The sequence below is a fragment of the Pseudomonas sp. LG1E9 genome (genome assembly GCF_003290225.1).
GTDB lineage: Bacteria > Pseudomonadota > Gammaproteobacteria > Pseudomonadales > Pseudomonadaceae > Aquipseudomonas > Aquipseudomonas cyclaminis.
Genome location: NZ_CP029983.1, coordinates 1,481,908 through 1,501,834, shown reverse-complemented (window position 1 = coordinate 1,501,834; position 19,927 = coordinate 1,481,908). Strand labels below are relative to the sequence as shown.

Sequence of the window (19,927 nt, the reverse complement as noted above, 5' to 3'; positions counted from 1 at the left end):
ATCGCCAACCAGCCGGCCATTCCCATGATCGAACCCAAGCGCGTCCTGCGCGCCCTCGCCGAACACTGGGCCTTACTTGAGCCACTGTGCGAACACTTCGACCAAGGCACCCTGAGCCTGAGCGAGCTGCGCGCACAACTGGCCGCCCAACAACTGGACAGCACGCCCCAGGACATCACCAGCCTGCTGGACGTGTGGATTCGCCTGGATATCCTGGTGCCTGTCGCCAAGAGCCCGAACCGTTTCGAGCTCAACGCGCAGATCCACGATTTCCTGGCTTATCTTCGCAAGGAGCACCGGCTTGGCCTGTGCCTGGAAATCGAAGCCTACCTGCGCCACCTTGAGCGCCTGGCCGGTTATATCCAGGACGCCTTCGACATCCGTGACGGCCACGACCTGGCCCGCCAGCTGCGCCTGCTGGATATGCGCGTGCGGGATGTGCTGAAAAAACTCGCCAACGACGAACAAGCCCTCGCGGCCGTGGCAGACCGTGCCAAGACCAGCGACCGGCAGATCCCGTTGCGCCAGCGTTACGCCGAAGTGCTGGCGACCTGGGACGAATACGTCGAACCCATGATCCAACTGGTGAACGCCGACGGCGCCTTCGAGCAAGGCGTGCGCAAGGTCGAGAATGTGCTGCTGCGCATGCTCACCGAGCAACAGCGTCTTGGCCACCTGGTGGACGACGACATGCTGCTGCGCACCCACGCGCGCATCCTCGAAATGCAGACCAGCGCCCAGTTGACCTTGCGTCATGCCCGCGAGCTGCTGTTGCCGCTGCGTGAAGAAGCGCGCCGGCACAACGCCGTGACCCGTGGCGCGGCATTGGCGCTGTCGGCCATCCGCCGCAAAGGCCTGGATGCGGTACCCCAGGCCGCCATGCCCATGTTCACCCGGCCGCAAAGTACCTTCCTTGGTAGCGCGAGTCAGGTGGAAGCCTATGTATATGCCCTGGCGAATTTCGAGCCGAAACCGGCACGGTTCCCCAAGGCGCACAAATCCCACAAGGGCGAAGCCCAGCGTGCGCCACGTACGGTCAAGGAAATGCTGGAGCGTTGCGAAGACGCCCTGCCGATGCCGGACCTGATGACTTGGCTGCTGGAGCAGGAACCGGACGGCGCCACCGACGAATTGCTGTACTGGTTCTCCCGACTGTCCCGTGAGAAGCGCTTCAAGCGCGAACGCCTGGAACGTCGCGATTACCACACACACGAGCACCAGGTCAGCCTGCGCTCATTCGCCCTGCTCCCGGCCGGCACCGACGCCGCCGAGCATCCTGCGAGTACACCTTATGCATCTTGATCTATCCGAACTGTCCCAGCTGGCGCCGATCTTTCGCGAGCTGTTCAAGGGTTACCACGTCAGCCGCCGCGACCCGGAGCTGTACGCACAACTGTCGAACTTCCAGGACCAGTACCGCACGCTGTTCAAGGCCCTGGGCTTTGAGCTGGTATGCGACACCCGTGGTTTTTATTACTTCGTGCCGGACTCCGCCATCGCCAGCGCGCAGGTGAACAAGACCGCCCAGCGCCTGGCGCTGTTCACCTTCATCATCGTCGAGCACCTGGCCGATCAGGGCCGCGACCCGATCGCCGTGCTCGACGGTGGCAGCCTGGGCCGCGACGAGCTGCCGTCCCTGCTGGAAAAATACCGCGACCTGTTTATCCAGGCCGAAGTGCAGACCCAGGAAGAACTCGAAGAAAAAATCATGCGCCGCATGACCCAGCTGGGTTTTGCCAGCGAGGACAACGGTATCTATCGCTTCCTGCCGCCGATGCACCGTTTCCTCGACGTGTGCCTGTCGGTGCAGCAGGACCGCGACCTGGCGGCCAGCGTGCACAGCGTGTTGCCACTGCCGGTGCCGGTGATCATCGACGAAGACAGCGATGAAAAACTGCTGAAGACCGATGACCCGCTGGACCTCAGCGACTTCGCGGACGAAAGCGAAGAAGACGCACTGGCCCGCGCCATTGCCGAAGAACAGGAGACCGACGCATGAGCAAGGAACGCTACGGCATCCGCCGCTTCGCCCTATTGAACACTGCCGGCTACAGCTTGGGGTTGTTCCCGCTGGAAGAACCGCTGTCGGTGTATGGCGCAAACAACCTGGGTAAATCCGCGTCGATCAACGCCTTGCAGTTCCCGATCCTGGCACGCATGTCGGACATGAGTTTCGGCAAGTACACCCTGGAACAATCGCGGCGCTTCTACTTTGCTACCGACACCAGCTACATCCTGGTGGAAGTCTCCCTGCCCCACGGCCCGCATGTGATCGGCGTGGTCGGGCGCGGCCCGGGCGGTGGTTTCGGTCACCAGTTCTTCGCCTATGCGGGCAAGCTGGACCTGGCGCACTACCAAAAGAACGACACGTGCCTGCGTCAGAAAGAGCTGTTCACCAACCTTGAGCGCGAAGGCCTCAAAGCCTACGAACTCAAGCCGGATGAACTGCGGCGTTTGCTGGTGGGCGGCCACACCTCGATCCCGCTGGACCTGACGCTGATCCCGCTGCGCTCCACCAGCGAGCAGAGCCTGAAGACCTTCCGTGCGTTGTTTATCAACCTGCTGCACATGCGCGAAATCACCGCAGCCAAGCTCAAGCAATTGTTCCTCGATGCCTTCGAACACAGCCTGCGTTCCGGTAGCGTGGATTACATCGCTGCGTGCGAAGAAGCCTTTCGCGATGTGCGACGCATGGAGCAGGACTACAACTCGCTGGTCGCCGCGGGTCCGCTGGTCGAAGCGTTGGCCAATGGCGTTCGCCAGCGCGACAGCTTGCGCGGCAAACTGCATCGCCTGTCGCCGCTGCTGGACTCGCTGCTGGGCACCTGGTCCGATTACGCCAGTGCACGCAAGGAAGAGCTGACCATCCAGGCCGAGCACTACCGCAACGAGCAAGACGCGCTGCAGAACGATCAGCGCGGTGGCACCCAGGAGCTGATGCGCCTGGAGCGTGAGATCAGCGGCATCCAGCGCTGGTTAGGCGAGCTGTCGGTGCTCAAGCATCGCTTTGCCCTGGTGGATGACGTGAAGGTGCTGGAACAGCAACTGCTGGCAGCCAAGGATGCCCACGATGAGCTGGCGGGCGCTTTGGCGCAGTCACGTCAGTTCAGCGCCGAAGACTTGGACGAGCGTCTGCGCGACTTGGAAAAACGCTTGAAGTCGGTCAGACAGCAGCTTGATCACGCCGACAACAACAGCTACGCCAAACTGCGGGAAGAATTCTCACAGCAGGATGTCGAGCGTCTGATGCGTCTGTTCAACAGTTCGTTGTTCAGCCTGCCGTTGGGTGAGCATGGCATCACGCTGGACGAGGACGGCCAGTGGGTCAAATCCCTGGAGCAGATCCTCGATGGCTTCAAGGGCGAGCGCTTTGAAGTGCCGGGGCTGTCCATCGACATCTCCCACATCGAGCCGCCGGCGTTGCAGGCCCTGGCAGATCGCGCCGCATTGCGCGACCAGAAGGAACGCCTGGAAAAAGAGCTCAAGCAACTCAAGACGCAGCAGGCTGTAGCGTCCGACCGCGCCGCGAGCAAGACCCAGACCGAGGCGCTGTACCAGCAGGTGCTTGACGCGCAAAAGGCCCTGGAAGACTTCCGCCGTGCGCAAACCCTGAGCGCCGAAGAAGGCGAGAAGCTGGAAAACCTGGCGCAGATGGAAGCTGCCCAGGACGAGTTGAAGCGCTCCAGCGATGCGTTTACCGAACGTGTCCAACAACTGTCGGCGAAGCTGCAACTGGTCGGCCGGCAGATTGGCGACATGGAAGCCAAGCAACGTACGCTGGACGACGCCTTGCGCCGTCGTCAGTTGCTGCCAGCGGATTTGCCGTTCGGCACGCCGTTCATGGACCCGGTCGACGACTCCATGGACAACCTGCTGCCGTTGCTCAATGACTATCAGGACAGCTGGCAAGGTCTGCTGCGCGCCGACGGCCAGATCGAGGCGCTGTATGCGCAGGTGCGCCTCAAGGGCGTGGCCAAGTTCGACAGCGAGGATGATGTTGAGCGCCGCCTGCAACTGCTGATCAATGCCTACGCCCACCGCACTGATGAAGCGCTGACGCTGGGCAAGGCGCGCCGCGCGGCGGTGACCGATATCGCTCGGACCCTGCGCAATATCCGCAGCGACTACGACAGCCTTGAGCACCAGTTGGCGTTGTTCAACCGCGAGATCAACAAGCGTCAGGTGTCCAATCTGCAAAGCTTCCGCATCGTGCTGGCGCCGAACAAAGAAGCTCTCAAGCATATCGACCAGATCATCCACAGTGCGGGTCAGTACGAGGAAGGCGAAACGCTGTCGGTGTTCGACCTCAGCCAGAGCGCCGAGCAAGACAACAAGAACGAAGAGGCCAAGGAGTATCTGGCGCGTCTGGTGGCGGCCAACCACAACCAGTTGGGCCTCAAGGACTTGTTCGAGCTGGCGTTTGAGATCACCAAGGTAAATGGTCAGCCGGTCATTCACACCGACATTGATGGTGCGGCGTCCAACGGCACCACCATGACCATCAAGGCGCTGACCAACATGTACTTGTTGCTGCACCTGATGGACCGCGATCAGGCTGGGCGTGTGCGCTTGCCGTACTACCTGGATGAAGCGGCGGACATCGACGAGAAGAACCAGGCCGCGTTGCTGGAAACCAGCCTGCAACTGGGCTTCGTGCCGATTCTGGCGAGTGTGAAGCCGCAAGTGTCTGCCCAGGTGGCGATTGACCTGGAAGGTGGCAGCGGCCCGAACGGGATCTACATTGATGAGGCGGATTGGAAGTACATCCGTCGTCACGATGTGGTGAAGGCGACGGTGAATGTGCAGGCGGATGAACCGGAGTTGGATGAGGTCTGATTTTTTGGGCTGAAATGCAAAGGCCCCTGGGTTCTCCCCAGGGGCCTTTTTTGTGTCTGGGCGGCCTCACGGGGGCAAGCCCCCGATAGCCGCGCCTGGGTCTACTTGCCGAGCGGAATTTTAGGCGCCCAGGTCAGCCATTCATCTTCAAACTTATCAAACAACGGGAAGGTCTGCTGTGGCCGCGCAGCGTTACCCATCCGCTCGCCGTCTGGCGTGGCGAAGGCGATGCCGCCGGCAACCAGCGTCTCCAAGGACTCAGTCCGTACGGTGGCGCCTTTGAAGAGGCCGAAGTCGAGACCGAAGCCACTGGTATTCCAGAAACGACTGCCACCGCGCACCAGCGATGCGTACTTGGGTTCGATGAGGATGTGGATCAGCACGCGGTCAGCGGTTTGGCCCAACTCGTAGCCCGTAACTTTGCCCACGGTAACCTCACGGTAAGTCACAGGCACACCTTCCTTCAACGAGCCACGGCGTGCGGCGCTGAGCGTGAGGCTCAGACCTTCCTCTTGGTGTACTACCTCAGGCGGCTGGTCCAGGGCGACGAAACTCTTTTGCGGCCCCGAGCTTTTTACTGCGGGTTGCACTTCGATGTATTGGCCGGTGACCAGGGTTTCCAGGTTGGAGGTTTTCATCAGGCCGAGCTCCGGCTTGACCACCCAGAACTGGCTACCGGCACGTGCGATCCGGTCCGCCACCTGGGTGATGCGGGCACTGAGCAGCACCGACTGCATATCGGCACTCAGGTCGACACTCTCGATCTTGCCGACATCCAGGCCTTTGAAACGTACCGCAGTGCCTGGGCGCAGGCCATCGGCGCGGTCAACCTTGATGGTCACCAGAGTGCCGTGCTGGTTGGCGGCTTCACGGTCGGCGAACAAGCGGAAACGCGGAATGCGCTTCTTCAGGGGTACGTTCGGCTGTGGCGTTTCGAAGGCGATGCCGCCGGCCATCAGGCTGGCGAGGGATTCACTCTTCACCTGGATGCCGCCGGTGAGGCCACCGGTCAGGGTGACGCCACTGGCATTCCAGAAACGCGTGGAACCGTTGACCAGGTTTTCGTATTCCTTCTCGATGTGAACGCCAATCACCAGTTGCTTGTTCTTGCGCGAGAACTGGTAGCTCTGTACCGAACCGACTCTGACCTGCTTGTAAAGGATCGGGCTGCCGACATCCAGGGAGCCAAGGTTATCGGTGAATAGCACCATGTGCAGGCCCGGAGAGCGCAGGTCCAGCGGTGGTGCTTTGGCGCGGGCGACGTATTCACGCTGAGGAGCGCTGCCCTTATCGCCAGGACGGACGGCGATGTAGTTACCTTTTACCAAAGCTTCCAGACCGGTGATGCCTGCCAGGGAAATGGACGGTTTGACTACCCAGAATTGGGTGTCCTGCACCAGGTAGTCTTCGGCCAATGGGTCGAGGGTCAACTCGGCGTTAGCGCTGGACAGATCGGGGTCGATCTTCAGGGTTTTAAGGCTGCCGACCTGGATGCCTTTGTACATCACCGGGGTACGCCCAGCTTGCAGGCCTTCGAAGTCAGTGAGCTTGACCTTGACCCTGATGCCAGCCGCGGCGGCGTCGAAGTCTTCGTATAACCGGAACGGTAGGCTTGGGTCGGTGGGTGGGCTGTCTTTTCGATTTTCCGGAGTGGCGAACGCTATACCGCCGGCGACGATGCTGGAGAGCGACTCGCTGCGCACTTTCACACCGGAAAGGTTGGCGTCGATGCTGATGCCGCTGGCATTCCAGAAACGCGTGTGTTTGCGCACCAGGTTGGCGTAAGTCGGTTCGATGTAGACCTTGATCTCGACGGTGCTCTGATCCTCGGACAGCAGGTAGCTTTTGACCTGACCGACCTGGATCTGCTTGTAGAAGACAGGGCTGCCACGGTTCAGCGAGCCTAGACGATCAGCCTTGATGGTCAGATGCAGGCCGGGCTTGGCGTCGGATAATGGCGGCTCTTCAGAGAGCGCCTTGAATTTACGTGTGGGTTCGCCATCGCCAGGGCTGGCGGCGATGTAGTTACCTGAGACCAGGGTTTCCAAGCCAGTGATACCGGCGAGGCTTACGCTGGGTTTGACCAGCCAGAAGCGCGTGTTGGTCTTGAGGTATTGATCGACGTCCTTGTTCATCTCGATGGTGGCAATCACCCCGCGATTATTGCCCTCGTCATCCAAGGCCAAGGCTTTGACCTTACCCACTGGCATGCCTTTGTAGACAACTTCAGTCTTGTTGACCTGGATGCCTTCGCCGCTTTCAAAGCGCACTTGGATCTCAATGCCCTGCTGGGAATAGGCACGCCATCCCAACCAGCCGCCGATGATCAGGGCAATCAGGGGTAACACCCAAATGGCCGACCAGTTGGAAGCTGGACGGGTTTTAGCTTTAGGCAAATCACTCATGGTCGTCGTCCGACTCCGTGTTATCCCAAATCAGTCGGGGATCAAAAGTTACAGCGGCAAGCATCGTCAAGATCACCACACTGGCGAACGCCGCAGCACCGAGGTTGGCCTCGACGCTGGCAAGCCGTCCAAAGTTTACGACCGCCACAAGGATGGCGATCACGAAGATATCCAACATGGACCAGCGCCCAATGAATTCGATAAAGCGGTACATCACAATGCGTTGCTGTGCAGAAAGCGGCTGGTGACGCTGCACCGAGAACAGCAGCAGGCCAATGCCAACCAGCTTGAATGTGGGCACCAGGATACTGGCGATAAATACCACGGCTGCGATGGGAAACATACCGTGCTGCACCAGTTGAATCACACCTGCCATGATGGTGCTGGGGTCACCCTGACCCAATGAGTTGATCGTCATGATCGGCAACAGGTTGGCGGGGATGTACAAAATCGCGGCGGTGATCAGCAAAGACCACGTGCGCGCGAGGCTGTTGGGGCGACGGGCATGGATCAGCGCACCGCAACGGGAGCAGATTTGCTCATCGGTATCTGCTTCCTGCTTGTTCAACTCGTGGCATTCGGTACAAATCAGAATGCCCGCATCAATCGCCCGCATGATCATCCTCTCCCGACAGGGCTTGCCAGATCTGGTGCGGCGACATCACCACCTCAAGCAGAACCTGAACCATTAATAGACTGACGAAGCAGACCAAACCGAGACCAATCGTGATGGCGGCCATGTCGGCAAGTTTTACAATTGCCACCAGCACGCCCATCAAGTAGACCTCCAACATTCCCCAATCTTTCATGTGGTGGTAGATGCGGTACAACAATAAGCCGTAACTGCGGCCGACTTTCCAACGAATACTGAGCAACACCGCCAATTGGCAGAGCAACTTGAGCAAGGGAATGCCCATGCTGCATAGAAACACCACGGCAGCAACGCCTTGCATACCAGTATCAAATAGGCCGACTACGCCACTCCACACGGTGTCCTCAGAGGACTGCCCGAGTAGATTGAGCTGCATGATGGGGAGAAAGTTTGCGGGGATGTACAGCAACAGCGCGGCGAGTACCAGGGCAAGACTACGCTCAACGACATTGTGGCGGTGAGCGTACAGCTCGTAACCGCAACGCGGGCATTGGGCTTTTTCGCCAAGGGCGAGCACGGGTTTGCGCATCAGTAAGTCGCACTCATGGCATGCCACCACGTCGTCCAGTGGTAAATCCGACACCTCAAGGGCATCAACCGGATCGGGCATAAATAGGGCTCTGGCTCTAAAAAAGGTTAGGTACCTATTCTAGTGGTCTGGCTCAGAAATAACTGTGCAAATTTGTCGTGGGTCTAACCGCGCTTTCCGACCGCCCAAAACAAAACCCCTGTTTGCGTTAGCAAACAGGGGTTCTGGAATTTAATCTTGACGATGACCTACTCTCACATGGGGAAACCCCACACTACCATCGGCGATGCATCGTTTCACTACTGAGTTCGGGATGGGATCAGGTGGTTCCAATGCTCTATGGTCGTCAAGAAATTCGGGTACTGACTCGTGACCTGTTGGCCTCGCTTCAGCAAATTGGGTATGTGATAGCTTTCGGTGTTTTGTGAGCGTCGAACTTTCGGTTCATCTCGTCTTCACACACCGCAATCTGGCCTTTCGACGCAAATTGCTTGGGTGTTATATGGTCAAGCCTCACGGGCAATTAGTATTGGTTAGCTCAACGCCTCACAGCGCTTACACACCCAACCTATCAACGTCGTAGTCTTCGACGGCCCTTCAGGGAACTCAAGGTTCCAGTGAGATCTCATCTTGAGGCTAGTTTCCCGCTTAGATGCTTTCAGCGGTTATCTATTCCGAACATAGCTACCCGGCAATGCCACTGGCGTGACAACCGGAACACCAGAGGTTCGTCCACTCCGGTCCTCTCGTACTAGGAGCAGCCCCTCTCAAATCTCAAACGTCCACGGCAGATAGGGACCGAACTGTCTCACGACGTTCTAAACCCAGCTCGCGTACCACTTTAAATGGCGAACAGCCATACCCTTGGGACCGGCTTCAGCCCCAGGATGTGATGAGCCGACATCGAGGTGCCAAACACCGCCGTCGATATGAACTCTTGGGCGGTATCAGCCTGTTATCCCCGGAGTACCTTTTATCCGTTGAGCGATGGCCCTTCCATACAGAACCACCGGATCACTAAGACCTACTTTCGTACCTGCTCGACGTGTCTGTCTCGCAGTCAAGCGCGCTTTTGCCTTTATACTCTACGACCGATTTCCGACCGGTCTGAGCGCACCTTCGTACTCCTCCGTTACTCTTTAGGAGGAGACCGCCCCAGTCAAACTACCCACCATACACTGTCCTCGATCCGGATAACGGACCTGAGTTAGAACCTCAAAGTTGCCAGGGTGGTATTTCAAGGTTGGCTCCACGCAGACTGGCGTCCACGCTTCAAAGCCTCCCACCTATCCTACACAAGCAAATTCAAAGTCCAGTGCAAAGCTATAGTAAAGGTTCACGGGGTCTTTCCGTCTAGCCGCGGATACACTGCATCTTCACAGCGATTTCAATTTCACTGAGTCTCGGGTGGAGACAGCGCCGCCATCGTTACGCCATTCGTGCAGGTCGGAACTTACCCGACAAGGAATTTCGCTACCTTAGGACCGTTATAGTTACGGCCGCCGTTTACCGGGGCTTCGATCAAGAGCTTCGCGTTAGCTAACCCCATCAATTAACCTTCCGGCACCGGGCAGGCGTCACACCCTATACGTCCACTTTCGTGTTTGCAGAGTGCTGTGTTTTTAATAAACAGTCGCAGCGGCCTGGTATCTTCGACCGGCATGAGCTTACGGAGCAAGTCCTTCACCCTCACCGGCGCACCTTCTCCCGAAGTTACGGTGCCATTTTGCCTAGTTCCTTCACCCGAGTTCTCTCAAGCGCCTTGGTATTCTCTACCCAACCACCTGTGTCGGTTTGGGGTACGGTTCCTGGTTACCTGAAGCTTAGAAGCTTTTCTTGGAAGCATGGCATCAACCACTTCGCTAACTAAAAGTTAGCTCGTCATCAGCTCTCGGCCTTAAGATCCCGGATTTACCTAAGATCTCAGCCTACCACCTTAAACTTGGACAACCAACGCCAAGCTGGCCTAGCCTTCTCCGTCCCTCCATCGCAATAACCAGAAGTACAGGAATATTAACCTGTTTTCCATCGACTACGCTTTTCAGCCTCGCCTTAGGGACCGACTAACCCTGCGTCGATTAACGTTGCGCAGGAAACCTTGGTCTTTCGGCGTGGGTGTTTTTCACACCCATTGTCGTTACTCATGTCAGCATTCGCACTTCTGATACCTCCAGCAAGCTTCTCAACTCACCTTCACAGGCTTACAGAACGCTCCTCTACCGCATCACTTACGTGATACCCGTAGCTTCGGTGTATGGTTTGAGCCCCGTTACATCTTCCGCGCAGGCCGACTCGACTAGTGAGCTATTACGCTTTCTTTAAAGGGTGGCTGCTTCTAAGCCAACCTCCTAGCTGTCTAAGCCTTCCCACATCGTTTCCCACTTAACCATAACTTTGGGACCTTAGCTGACGGTCTGGGTTGTTTCCCTTTTCACGACGGACGTTAGCACCCGCCGTGTGTCTCCCATGCTCGGCACTTGTAGGTATTCGGAGTTTGCATCGGTTTGGTAAGTCGGGATGACCCCCTAGCCGAAACAGTGCTCTACCCCCTACAGTGATACATGAGGCGCTACCTAAATAGCTTTCGAGGAGAACCAGCTATCTCCGAGCTTGATTAGCCTTTCACTCCGATCCACAGGTCATCCGCTAACTTTTCAACGGTAGTCGGTTCGGTCCTCCAGTTAGTGTTACCCAACCTTCAACCTGCCCATGGATAGATCGCCCGGTTTCGGGTCTATTCCCAGCGACTAGACGCCCTATTAAGACTCGCTTTCGCTACGCCTCCCCTATTCGGTTAAGCTCGCCACTGAAAATAAGTCGCTGACCCATTATACAAAAGGTACGCAGTCACCCAACAAAGTGGGCTCCCACTGCTTGTACGCATACGGTTTCAGGATCTATTTCACTCCCCTCTCCGGGGTTCTTTTCGCCTTTCCCTCACGGTACTAGTTCACTATCGGTCAGTCAGTAGTATTTAGCCTTGGAGGATGGTCCCCCCATATTCAGACAAAGTTTCTCGTGCTCCGTCCTACTCGATTTCATGACTAAGAGATTTTCGCGTACAGGGCTATCACCCACTATGGCCGCACTTTCCAGAGCGTTCCGCTAATCTCAAAGCCACTTAAGGGCTAGTCCCCGTTCGCTCGCCACTACTAAGGGAATCTCGGTTGATTTCTTTTCCTCAGGGTACTTAGATGTTTCAGTTCCCCTGGTTCGCCTCTTACGCCTATGTATTCAGCGTAAGATAACCATCTTATGATGGCTGGGTTCCCCCATTCAGACATCTCCGGATCAAAGTCTGTTTGCCGACTCCCCGAAGCTTTTCGCAGGCTACCACGTCTTTCATCGCCTCTGACTGCCAAGGCATCCACCGTATGCGCTTCTTCACTTGACCATATAACCCCAAGCAATCTGGTTATACTGTGAAGACAACATTCGCCGAAAATTCGAATTTCTCAATTAAGAGAACTCACAAATTTTACCTTAGCCTGATCCGTTACCAGTGAAAGTAACGTTCAGTCTATCTTTCTATCACATACCCAAATTTTTAAAGAACGATCTAATCAAAGACTAGAAATCAACATTCACCATCATCACAATGGAATGCTCATTTCTAAGCTTTCAACAAACAGAAGCAGTAGTGGTGGAGCCAAACGGGATCGAACCGTTGACCTCCTGCGTGCAAGGCAGGCGCTCTCCCAGCTGAGCTATGGCCCCGTATTTCTACAGGCGTTTCCCACACAAAATTGGTGGGTCTGGGCAGATTCGAACTGCCGACCTCACCCTTATCAGGGGTGCGCTCTAACCAACTGAGCTACAGACCCAATTTCGGGCTGCTTCTTTATCGTCTTCTTCAATGAATCAAGCAATTCGTGTGGGAACTTATGGAGCAGCTGATGTCGTCGATTAAGGAGGTGATCCAGCCGCAGGTTCCCCTACGGCTACCTTGTTACGACTTCACCCCAGTCATGAATCACACCGTGGTAACCGTCCTCCCGAAGGTTAGACTAGCTACTTCTGGTGCAACCCACTCCCATGGTGTGACGGGCGGTGTGTACAAGGCCCGGGAACGTATTCACCGCGACATTCTGATTCGCGATTACTAGCGATTCCGACTTCACGCAGTCGAGTTGCAGACTGCGATCCGGACTACGATCGGTTTTATGGGATTAGCTCCACCTCGCGGCTTGGCAACCCTCTGTACCGACCATTGTAGCACGTGTGTAGCCCAGGCCGTAAGGGCCATGATGACTTGACGTCATCCCCACCTTCCTCCGGTTTGTCACCGGCAGTCTCCTTAGAGTGCCCACCATTACGTGCTGGTAACTAAGGACAAGGGTTGCGCTCGTTACGGGACTTAACCCAACATCTCACGACACGAGCTGACGACAGCCATGCAGCACCTGTCTCAATGTTCCCGAAGGCACCAATCTATCTCTAGAAAGTTCATTGGATGTCAAGGCCTGGTAAGGTTCTTCGCGTTGCTTCGAATTAAACCACATGCTCCACCGCTTGTGCGGGCCCCCGTCAATTCATTTGAGTTTTAACCTTGCGGCCGTACTCCCCAGGCGGTCAACTTAATGCGTTAGCTGCGCCACTAAGAGCTCAAGGCTCCCAACGGCTAGTTGACATCGTTTACGGCGTGGACTACCAGGGTATCTAATCCTGTTTGCTCCCCACGCTTTCGCACCTCAGTGTCAGTATCAGTCCAGGTGGTCGCCTTCGCCACTGGTGTTCCTTCCTATATCTACGCATTTCACCGCTACACAGGAAATTCCACCACCCTCTACCATACTCTAGTCAGTCAGTTTTGAATGCAGTTCCCAGGTTGAGCCCGGGGATTTCACATCCAACTTAACAAACCACCTACGCGCGCTTTACGCCCAGTAATTCCGATTAACGCTTGCACCCTCTGTATTACCGCGGCTGCTGGCACAGAGTTAGCCGGTGCTTATTCTGTCGGTAACGTCAAAACAATCACGTATTAGGTAACTGCCCTTCCTCCCAACTTAAAGTGCTTTACAATCCGAAGACCTTCTTCACACACGCGGCATGGCTGGATCAGGCTTTCGCCCATTGTCCAATATTCCCCACTGCTGCCTCCCGTAGGAGTCTGGACCGTGTCTCAGTTCCAGTGTGACTGATCATCCTCTCAGACCAGTTACGGATCGTCGCCTTGGTGAGCCATTACCCCACCAACTAGCTAATCCGACCTAGGCTCATCTGATAGCGCAAGGCCCGAAGGTCCCCTGCTTTCTCCCGTAGGACGTATGCGGTATTAGCGTCCGTTTCCGAACGTTATCCCCCACTACCAGGCAGATTCCTAGGCATTACTCACCCGTCCGCCGCTCTCAAGAGAAGCAAGCTTCTCTCTACCGCTCGACTTGCATGTGTTAGGCCTGCCGCCAGCGTTCAATCTGAGCCATGATCAAACTCTTCAGTTCAAACATCTTTGGGTTTTTAAGAAACCCTAAACTTGGCTCAGCAATCGTTGGTTACATCTTTGATTTCTCGCGGAGTAACTTGTGATGCTGATAATCTTGTTGACTATCAGTCTGACTCCACAAGCACCCACACGAATTGCTTGATTCAGTTGTTAAAGAGCGGTTGGTTAAGATCTTTCGTCTCAACCGAGGCGCGCATTCTACAGCAGCCTCATTTGCTGTCAAGTGATTATTTTCAGAAGCTTTCGAAGATTTCTTCAACAACTTCAACCACTTGCGCTTCAGATCTCTCATCAGCGGGAGGCGAATTCTACAGCGTTACACGCTGCTGTCAACACCTCTTTTTCAACTTCCTTTTGGCTTCGATGAACTGAAGCGACCTGCTGCCGAAAAATGCGTAACTCATTGTTTATCAAGGAGTTTTCCGTTTCAACTGCGCCGGAAGTGGGGCGAATTATAGGCTTCCAGAATCTGGCGTCAACCTTCTTTTTCATATTTCTGTCATATAAGTCAAAAATGCCCCTGAAACGCAAAAGCCGGCCCCGGGGGCCGGCTTTGCGCCTACCAAGCCTTACAGGCTAGGGAAAGCGAACTGCGACGCTTCATGGCTCGCCCGCTGCGGCCAACGCTGGGTAATTGCCTTGCGACGGGTATAGAAACGCACCCCGTCCGGCCCATAGGCATGCAGGTCGCCAAACAGCGAGCGCTTCCAGCCACCAAAGCTGTGATAAGCCACCGGCACTGGAAGTGGAACGTTCACCCCAACCATGCCCACTTCAATCTCATCACAGAACAGACGAGCCGCTTCACCATCACGCGTGAAGATACACGTCCCGTTGCCATATTCGTGGTCGTTGATCAGTTGCATCGCCGCTTCCAAACTGCTCACCCGCACCACGCACAACACAGGCCCGAATATCTCCTCCTTATAGATACGCATCTCAGGCGTCACACGGTCAAACAGGCTGCCACCGAGGAAGAAGCCCTCTTCATTCCCGGCAATGCTCAATCCACGGCCATCAACCACAAGCTCCGCCCCCGAAGCCACACCGTCTTCTATATAGCCGCTGACCTTATCCCGAGCCTGCCCTGTCACCAGCGGCCCCATATCCAACCCACAGGTCGTGCCAGCGCCAATCTTCAGCGCCTTGATCTGCGGCACCAACTTGGCGATCAATGCATCCGCAACCTGGTCACCCACGCACACCGCCACCGAGATCGCCATGCAACGCTCACCGCAAGAACCATATGCCGCGCCCATCAAGGCACTGACTGCGTTATCCAGATCCGCATCCGGCATCAGCACCGCATGGTTCTTCGCCCCACCCAGCGCCTGTACGCGTTTTCCGCGCTTGGTCGCTTCGGAGTAGATGTACTCGGCAATCGGCGTCGATCCCACAAAACTCAGCGCCTTCACTTCCGGCGCCTCAATCAGCGCATCCACCGCGCCCTTGTCGCCATGCACCACACTCAACACACCCTTAGGCAGGCCGGCTTCCTGCAACAATTGCGCAATCAACAACGTCGAACTGGGATCACGCTCAGAAGGTTTCAGGATGAAACAGTTACCGCACACGATTGCCAGCGGATACATCCAAAGCGGCACCATCGCCGGGAAGTTGAACGGCGTAATACCCGCCACCACGCCCAAAGGCTGGAAGTCCGACCAGGCATCAATGTTCGGACCCACGTTGCGGCTGTACTCGCCCTTCAGAATCTCCGGCGCCGAGCACGCGTACTCAACGTTCTCGATACCGCGCTTCAACTCACCCGCCGCGTCTTCCAGGGTCTTGCCATGCTCCTCGCTGATCAACTGCGAGATGCGCGCTTCGTTCTGCTCCAGCAACTGCTTGAAACGAAACATCACTTGGGCACGCTTGGCCGGCGGCGTATTGCGCCAAGCCGGGAATGCGACTTTGGCTGAGTCGATCGCCTGTTGAATGGTTTCACGGCTGGCCAACGGCACCTGGTGAATCACCTGGCCGGTGGACGGGTTGTACACGTCGGCACTGCGACCGCTGTCGTTGACCAACTCACCGTTGATCAAATGCTGGATAAGGCTCATGCAGGACTCCTGAAAAGTTGTTCTATATAGAAGGAGAAATCAGTCGATCTTGTTCAGCACTTCGCCGACCGCATCAAACAGGCGGTCCAGGTCCTGCGGCTTGCTGTTGAAGGTTGGCCCGAACTGCAGAGTGTCACCACCAAAACGCACGTAGAAACCGGCTTTCCACAAGGCCATGCCGGCCTCGAATGGACGCACGATGGCATCACCGTCACGCGGGGCAATTTGGATCGCACCGGCCAGGCCATAGTTACGAATGTCGATCACGTTCTTGCTGCCCTTCAAGCCGTGCAGCGCATTCTCAAAGTGCGGAGCGACTTCGGCTACGCTCTGCACCAGGTTTTCCTTCTGCAACAGGTCGAGTGCCGCCAAGCCAGCCGCGCAAGCGACGGGGTGCGCCGAGTAGGTATAGCCGTGGGGGAATTCCACCGCGTACTCAGGCGTCGCCTGGTTCATGAAGGTCTGATAGATCTCGCTGCTGGCAATCACCGCGCCCATTGGAATCGCGCCGTTGGTGACTTGCTTGGCGATGCACATCAGGTCCGGGGTCACGCCAAAGCTGTCGGCGCCAAACATCGAGCCGGTACGGCCGAAACCGGTGATCACTTCGTCGAACACCAGCAGGATATTGTGCTGATCGCAGATTTCACGCAGGCGCTTGAGATAACCCTGCGGTGGCACCAGCACGCCCGCGGAGCCAGCCATCGGCTCGACAAACACTGCCGCGATGTTGGACGCGTCATGCAGTTCGATCAGCTTGAGCAGCTCATCGGCCAACGCGATGCCACCCAGCTCAGGCATACCACGGGAGAACGCATTGCTCGCCAGCAAGGTGTGCGGCAGATGGTCGACATCCATCATCGCCTGGCCAAACATCTTACGGTTGCCGTTGACACCGCCCAGGCTAGTGCCTGCGATGTTCACACCGTGATAACCACGGGCGCGGCCGATCATCTTGGTCTTGGTGGCCTGGCCTTTCAGGCGCCAGTAAGCACGCACCATCTTCACCGCCGTATCAGCGCACTCGGAACCGGAGTCGGTGAAGAACACATGATTCAGGTTGCCTGGGGTCAAGTCGGTAATCTTTTCCGCCAGCTGGAAGGACAACGGATGACCGTACTGGAACCCGGGGGAGTAGTCCAAGGTGCCCAATTGCTTGGCGACCGCTTCCTGGATTTCCTTACGCGTGTGCCCTGCGCCGCACGTCCACAAGCCTGACAGCGAGTCGTACACCTTGCGGCCCTTGTCATCGGTCAACCAGCTGCCTTCGGCGGCCACGATCAAACGCGGGTCTCGCTGGAAGTTGCGGTTGGCAGTGTAGGGCATCCAGTGCGCGTCCAACTTCAATTGGCTGGCCAGGGACGATGGGGCGTTTTCGGGCATGTTCATCAGCAAAACCTCGCAGGGCAAAAGGCAGCGTCGGGATTGAAAAGCGTTCTTGCAGCTAAATTGCCATGGCGATAAAGTCGGTGAAATTCAACTCTTCTAACCTTCAGTCAGGCCTTCACTAAACTATGAGCAGCCGTCGACCCGATCCCCTGGCCCAAGTCAGCGACTTTGATATTCGTCTGCTGCGCATCTTTCGCAGTGTGGTGGAGTGCGGTGGGTTCTCGGCGGCGGAAACCGTACTCGGCATCGGGCGCTCGGCCATCAGCCAGCAAATGAGCGACCTTGAACAGCGTCTCGGATTACGTCTGTGCCAACGCGGCCGCGCAGGTTTTTCCCTGACGGAAGAGGGCCGCGAGGTTTATCAATCGGCCCTGCAACTCTTGAGTGCGCTGGAAAGTTTCCGCACCGAGGTCAACGGCCTGCACCAGCATTTGCGCGGAGAGTTGATCATCGGCCTTACCGACAACCTCGTCACCCTGCCCCATATGCGCATTACTCACGCCCTGGCCCAATTAAAGGAACGCGGCCCGGACGTGCAGATCCAGATCCGCATGATTGCCCCCAATGAGGTCGAACAAGGCGTACTCGACGGTCGCCTGCATGTCGGTGTAGTGCCACAGGCCAGCGCCCTCTCCGGATTGGAGTACCAACCGTTATATAGCGAACGCTCGCTGCTCTACTGCGCAGTCGGCCACCCGCTGTTTTACGCCGACGACAAGCAATTGGACGACGAGCGCATCGACAGCCAGGACGCCATCGCACCGACCTTCCGCCTGCCTGCTGAAATCCAGGCCCATTACCAAGCCCTTAACTGCACCGCCAGCGCCTCGGACCGCGAAGGCATGGCGTTCCTGATTCTCACCGGCCGTTACATCGGTTACTTGCCCGACCACTACGCCAGCCTGTGGGTGCAACAAGGCCGACTGCGCGCGCTGAAATCGGCTACACGTTTTTACGATTTAAGCCTCGCATCGGTCACCCGCAAGGGACGTCGCCCTCATTTGGTGCTGGAAAGCTTCCTCGACGGTCTGGCCACAACGCGCTAGCACGGGGCTTACGCTAAAAGCTGAGCAACTGGACAGCTTTTTGCAAGGACAGATGGAACATGAACCATCCGCCTTGAGTTAACCCGCCATGCCACCAGAATCTAGCAGCCCCAGCGACCTGATCTACGGCCTCAACGACCGTCCCAAACCGGCGCCAGCCTTTTTGGCCGCACTGCAACATGTGCTGGCGGCGTTTGTCGGCATCATCACCCCGCCACTGATCATCGGCTCCACCCTGGGCCTGACCGCCCATCTGCCCTACCTGATCAGCATGGCGTTGATGGTTTCCGGTGTCGGCACGTTCATCCAGGCGCGCAGGCCATTTGGCATCGGCGCGGGGATGATCTGCCTGCAAGGCACCAGCTTTGCCTTTCTTGGCGCGGTGCTGTCGGCGGGTTTCCTGGTGAAACAACGCGGCGGCAGCCCGGAAGACATCATGGCGATGATCTTCGGCGTGTGCTTTTTCGGTGCCGTGGTGCAGATCGTGCTGAGCCGTTTTATCGGCCAACTACGCCGAGTCATCACGCCGTTGGTGACCGGGATTGTCATCACGCTCATCGGCATCAGCCTGATCAAAGTGGGTATCACCGACCTCGGCGGTGGCTTCAATGCAGCGGATTTCGGTGCGCCCACCAACCTTGCGTTGGGCCTGTTCGTGGTGCTGACGATCATCCTGCTCAACCGCTCCAACACGCCGTGGGTGCGGCTCTCGGCCATCATCATCGGCCTCGCGCTTGGCAGCCTCGCGGCCTGGTTCAGCGGAAAATTGGTGCCCCAAGCCCTGCCAGACGTGCCTCTGATGAGTCTGCCAATACCTTTTCGCTTTGGCTTCAACTTCGACTGGAGCGCTTTCCTACCGATCGCGCTGATTTACCTGATCAGCAGCATCGAAACGGTCGGCGACCTCACCGCCAACTGCATGATCGCGCGCCAGCCCATCAGCGGCCCTTCTTATATAAGCCGACTCAAGGGTGGCGTGCTGGGTGATGGTGTGAGCTGCATGATCGCCGCCACCTTCAGCGCCTTCCCCAACACCACCTTTGCTCAGAACAACGGCGTGATCCAACTCACCGGCGTCGCCAGCCGTTACGTTGGCTTATATATAGGCGTGGTGCTGTTTTGCCTCGGCTTGTTTCCGTTGATTGGCGCGGTGTTGCAGCAAATCCCCAAACCCGTATTGGGCGGCGCGACCCTGGTGATGTTCGGCAGTGTGGCGGCCGCAGGCGTGCGCATCCTTGCCCAGGCGCCGCTGGACCGCCGCAGCATGCTGATCATCGCCACGTCGTTTGGCGTCGGCCTGGGCATCGCCGCGCAACCGAACTTGCTGCACCTGATGCCGACGCTGGTGCAGAACCTGTTTGACTCGGCCATCACCAGCGGCGGGCTGACGGCCATCGTGCTGTGCCTCCTGCTGCCGGAGTCCAAGACAACTGAAGCTGCCGCAAACCACGCGCTGGAAAGCGACACACTGGAACCGCTTTAAGGGTTTTATTGCATCAGGACTTGTCTGAGGCTTGAGGGTGGGTTATCTGTGCACACGTCGTCTCTATCGATCAGCACG

At 57.1% G+C, this 19,927-nt stretch carries 10 protein-coding genes, 2 tRNA genes and 3 rRNA genes; 5 read left to right on the top strand and 10 right to left on the bottom strand.

What is annotated here, in order from left to right:
• Positions 1–24 precede the first annotated feature (24 nt).
• From mksB to mksF, 3 genes are read left to right on the top strand one after another with little or no spacing between them, the layout of a single operon-like run.
• The gene (gene mksB, locus DNK50_RS07010; RefSeq protein WP_053134085.1) at positions 25–1,302 is read left to right on the top strand and encodes an Mks condensin complex protein MksB; all 1,278 of its coding nucleotides are present in this window, start codon (positions 25–27) and stop codon (positions 1,300–1,302) included.
• Entirely contained in the window at positions 1,292–1,999 is a 708-nt protein-coding gene (gene mksE / locus DNK50_RS07005) for an Mks condensin complex protein MksE (protein WP_065923985.1), read from the top strand. The genes mksB and mksE overlap by 11 nt, the downstream gene beginning before the upstream one ends.
• Positions 1,996–4,836 carry an Mks condensin complex protein MksF gene (gene mksF / locus DNK50_RS07000; protein WP_099583898.1) on the top strand — a complete coding sequence of 947 codons (2,841 nt, stop codon included), beginning with the start codon at positions 1,996–1,998 and terminating at the stop codon, positions 4,834–4,836. The genes mksE and mksF overlap by 4 nt, the downstream gene beginning before the upstream one ends.
• A gap of 101 nt (positions 4,837–4,937) precedes the next feature.
• On the opposite strand, the gene DNK50_RS06995 is transcribed toward mksF, so the two are convergent.
• From DNK50_RS06995 to DNK50_RS06945, 10 genes are all read right to left on the bottom strand, one after another.
• Positions 4,938–7,241 (bottom strand): PqiB family protein, encoded by a 2,304-nt coding sequence (locus DNK50_RS06995; RefSeq protein ID WP_112193291.1) that lies wholly within the window; start codon positions 7,239–7,241, stop codon positions 4,938–4,940.
• Positions 7,234–7,857, bottom strand: a complete 624-nt coding sequence (locus tag DNK50_RS06990) for a paraquat-inducible protein A (protein ID WP_099583896.1) — start codon at positions 7,855–7,857, stop codon at positions 7,234–7,236. Before DNK50_RS06990 ends, DNK50_RS06995 begins: the two co-directional genes overlap by 8 nt.
• Positions 7,844–8,503, bottom strand: a complete 660-nt coding sequence (locus tag DNK50_RS06985; RefSeq protein WP_112193289.1) for a paraquat-inducible protein A — start codon at positions 8,501–8,503, stop codon at positions 7,844–7,846. Before DNK50_RS06985 ends, DNK50_RS06990 begins: the two co-directional genes overlap by 14 nt.
• Before the next feature lie 154 nt (positions 8,504–8,657).
• A 5S ribosomal RNA gene (gene rrf / locus DNK50_RS06980) occupies positions 8,658–8,773 on the bottom strand.
• Between the two features lie 151 nt (positions 8,774–8,924).
• Positions 8,925–11,816: ribosomal RNA gene (locus DNK50_RS06975) — 23S ribosomal RNA — on the bottom strand.
• 247 nt (positions 11,817–12,063) lie between these two features.
• Positions 12,064–12,139, bottom strand: a tRNA-Ala gene (locus tag DNK50_RS06970).
• Between the two features lie 30 nt (positions 12,140–12,169).
• Positions 12,170–12,246: transfer RNA gene (locus tag DNK50_RS06965), tRNA-Ile, on the bottom strand.
• A gap of 83 nt (positions 12,247–12,329) precedes the next feature.
• A 16S ribosomal RNA gene (locus DNK50_RS06960) occupies positions 12,330–13,866 on the bottom strand.
• The 16S, 23S and 5S rRNA genes sit together here with 2 tRNA genes alongside, the layout of an rRNA operon.
• Before the next feature lie 571 nt (positions 13,867–14,437).
• Entirely contained in the window at positions 14,438–15,931 is a 1,494-nt protein-coding gene (locus DNK50_RS06950) for a CoA-acylating methylmalonate-semialdehyde dehydrogenase (protein ID WP_112193287.1), read from the bottom strand.
• A 39-nt stretch (positions 15,932–15,970) separates the two neighbouring features.
• On the bottom strand, positions 15,971–17,320 hold the full coding sequence (locus DNK50_RS06945) for an aspartate aminotransferase family protein (RefSeq protein ID WP_032887096.1): 1,350 nt from the start codon (positions 17,318–17,320) through the stop codon (positions 15,971–15,973).
• A 125-nt stretch (positions 17,321–17,445) separates the two neighbouring features.
• Between DNK50_RS06945 and DNK50_RS06940 the strand changes: the two genes are divergently transcribed.
• Together DNK50_RS06940 and DNK50_RS06935 are read left to right on the top strand one after the other, a co-directional pair.
• On the top strand, positions 17,446–18,366 hold the full coding sequence (locus tag DNK50_RS06940; protein ID WP_112193285.1) for a LysR family transcriptional regulator: 921 nt from the start codon (positions 17,446–17,448) through the stop codon (positions 18,364–18,366).
• Between the two features lie 88 nt (positions 18,367–18,454).
• Positions 18,455–19,849: a uracil-xanthine permease family protein gene (locus DNK50_RS06935; protein WP_112193283.1), complete on the top strand. Its 1,395-nt coding sequence runs from the start codon at positions 18,455–18,457 to the stop codon at positions 19,847–19,849.
• Positions 19,850–19,927: the final 78 nt, after the last annotated feature.

Excerpts from the sequence above, each read along its gene's own strand:
- mksB (WP_053134085.1), top strand. The coding sequence starts at position 25 with ATGATCGAACCCAAGCGCGTCCTGCGCGCCCTCGCCGAACACTGGGCC.
- mksE (WP_065923985.1), top strand. The coding sequence starts at position 1,292 with ATGCATCTTGATCTATCCGAACTGTCCCAGCTGGCGCCGATCTTTCGC.
- mksF (WP_099583898.1), top strand. The coding sequence starts at position 1,996 with ATGAGCAAGGAACGCTACGGCATCCGCCGCTTCGCCCTATTGAACACT.
- DNK50_RS06995 (WP_112193291.1), bottom strand. The coding sequence starts at position 7,241 with ATGAGTGATTTGCCTAAAGCTAAAACCCGTCCAGCTTCCAACTGGTCG.
- DNK50_RS06990 (WP_099583896.1), bottom strand. The coding sequence starts at position 7,857 with ATGCGGGCGATTGATGCGGGCATTCTGATTTGTACCGAATGCCACGAG.
- DNK50_RS06985 (WP_112193289.1), bottom strand. The coding sequence starts at position 8,503 with ATGCCCGATCCGGTTGATGCCCTTGAGGTGTCGGATTTACCACTGGAC.
- DNK50_RS06950 (WP_112193287.1), bottom strand. The coding sequence starts at position 15,931 with ATGAGCCTTATCCAGCATTTGATCAACGGTGAGTTGGTCAACGACAGC.
- DNK50_RS06945 (WP_032887096.1), bottom strand. The coding sequence starts at position 17,320 with ATGAACATGCCCGAAAACGCCCCATCGTCCCTGGCCAGCCAATTGAAG.
- DNK50_RS06940 (WP_112193285.1), top strand. The coding sequence starts at position 17,446 with ATGAGCAGCCGTCGACCCGATCCCCTGGCCCAAGTCAGCGACTTTGAT.
- DNK50_RS06935 (WP_112193283.1), top strand. The coding sequence starts at position 18,455 with ATGCCACCAGAATCTAGCAGCCCCAGCGACCTGATCTACGGCCTCAAC.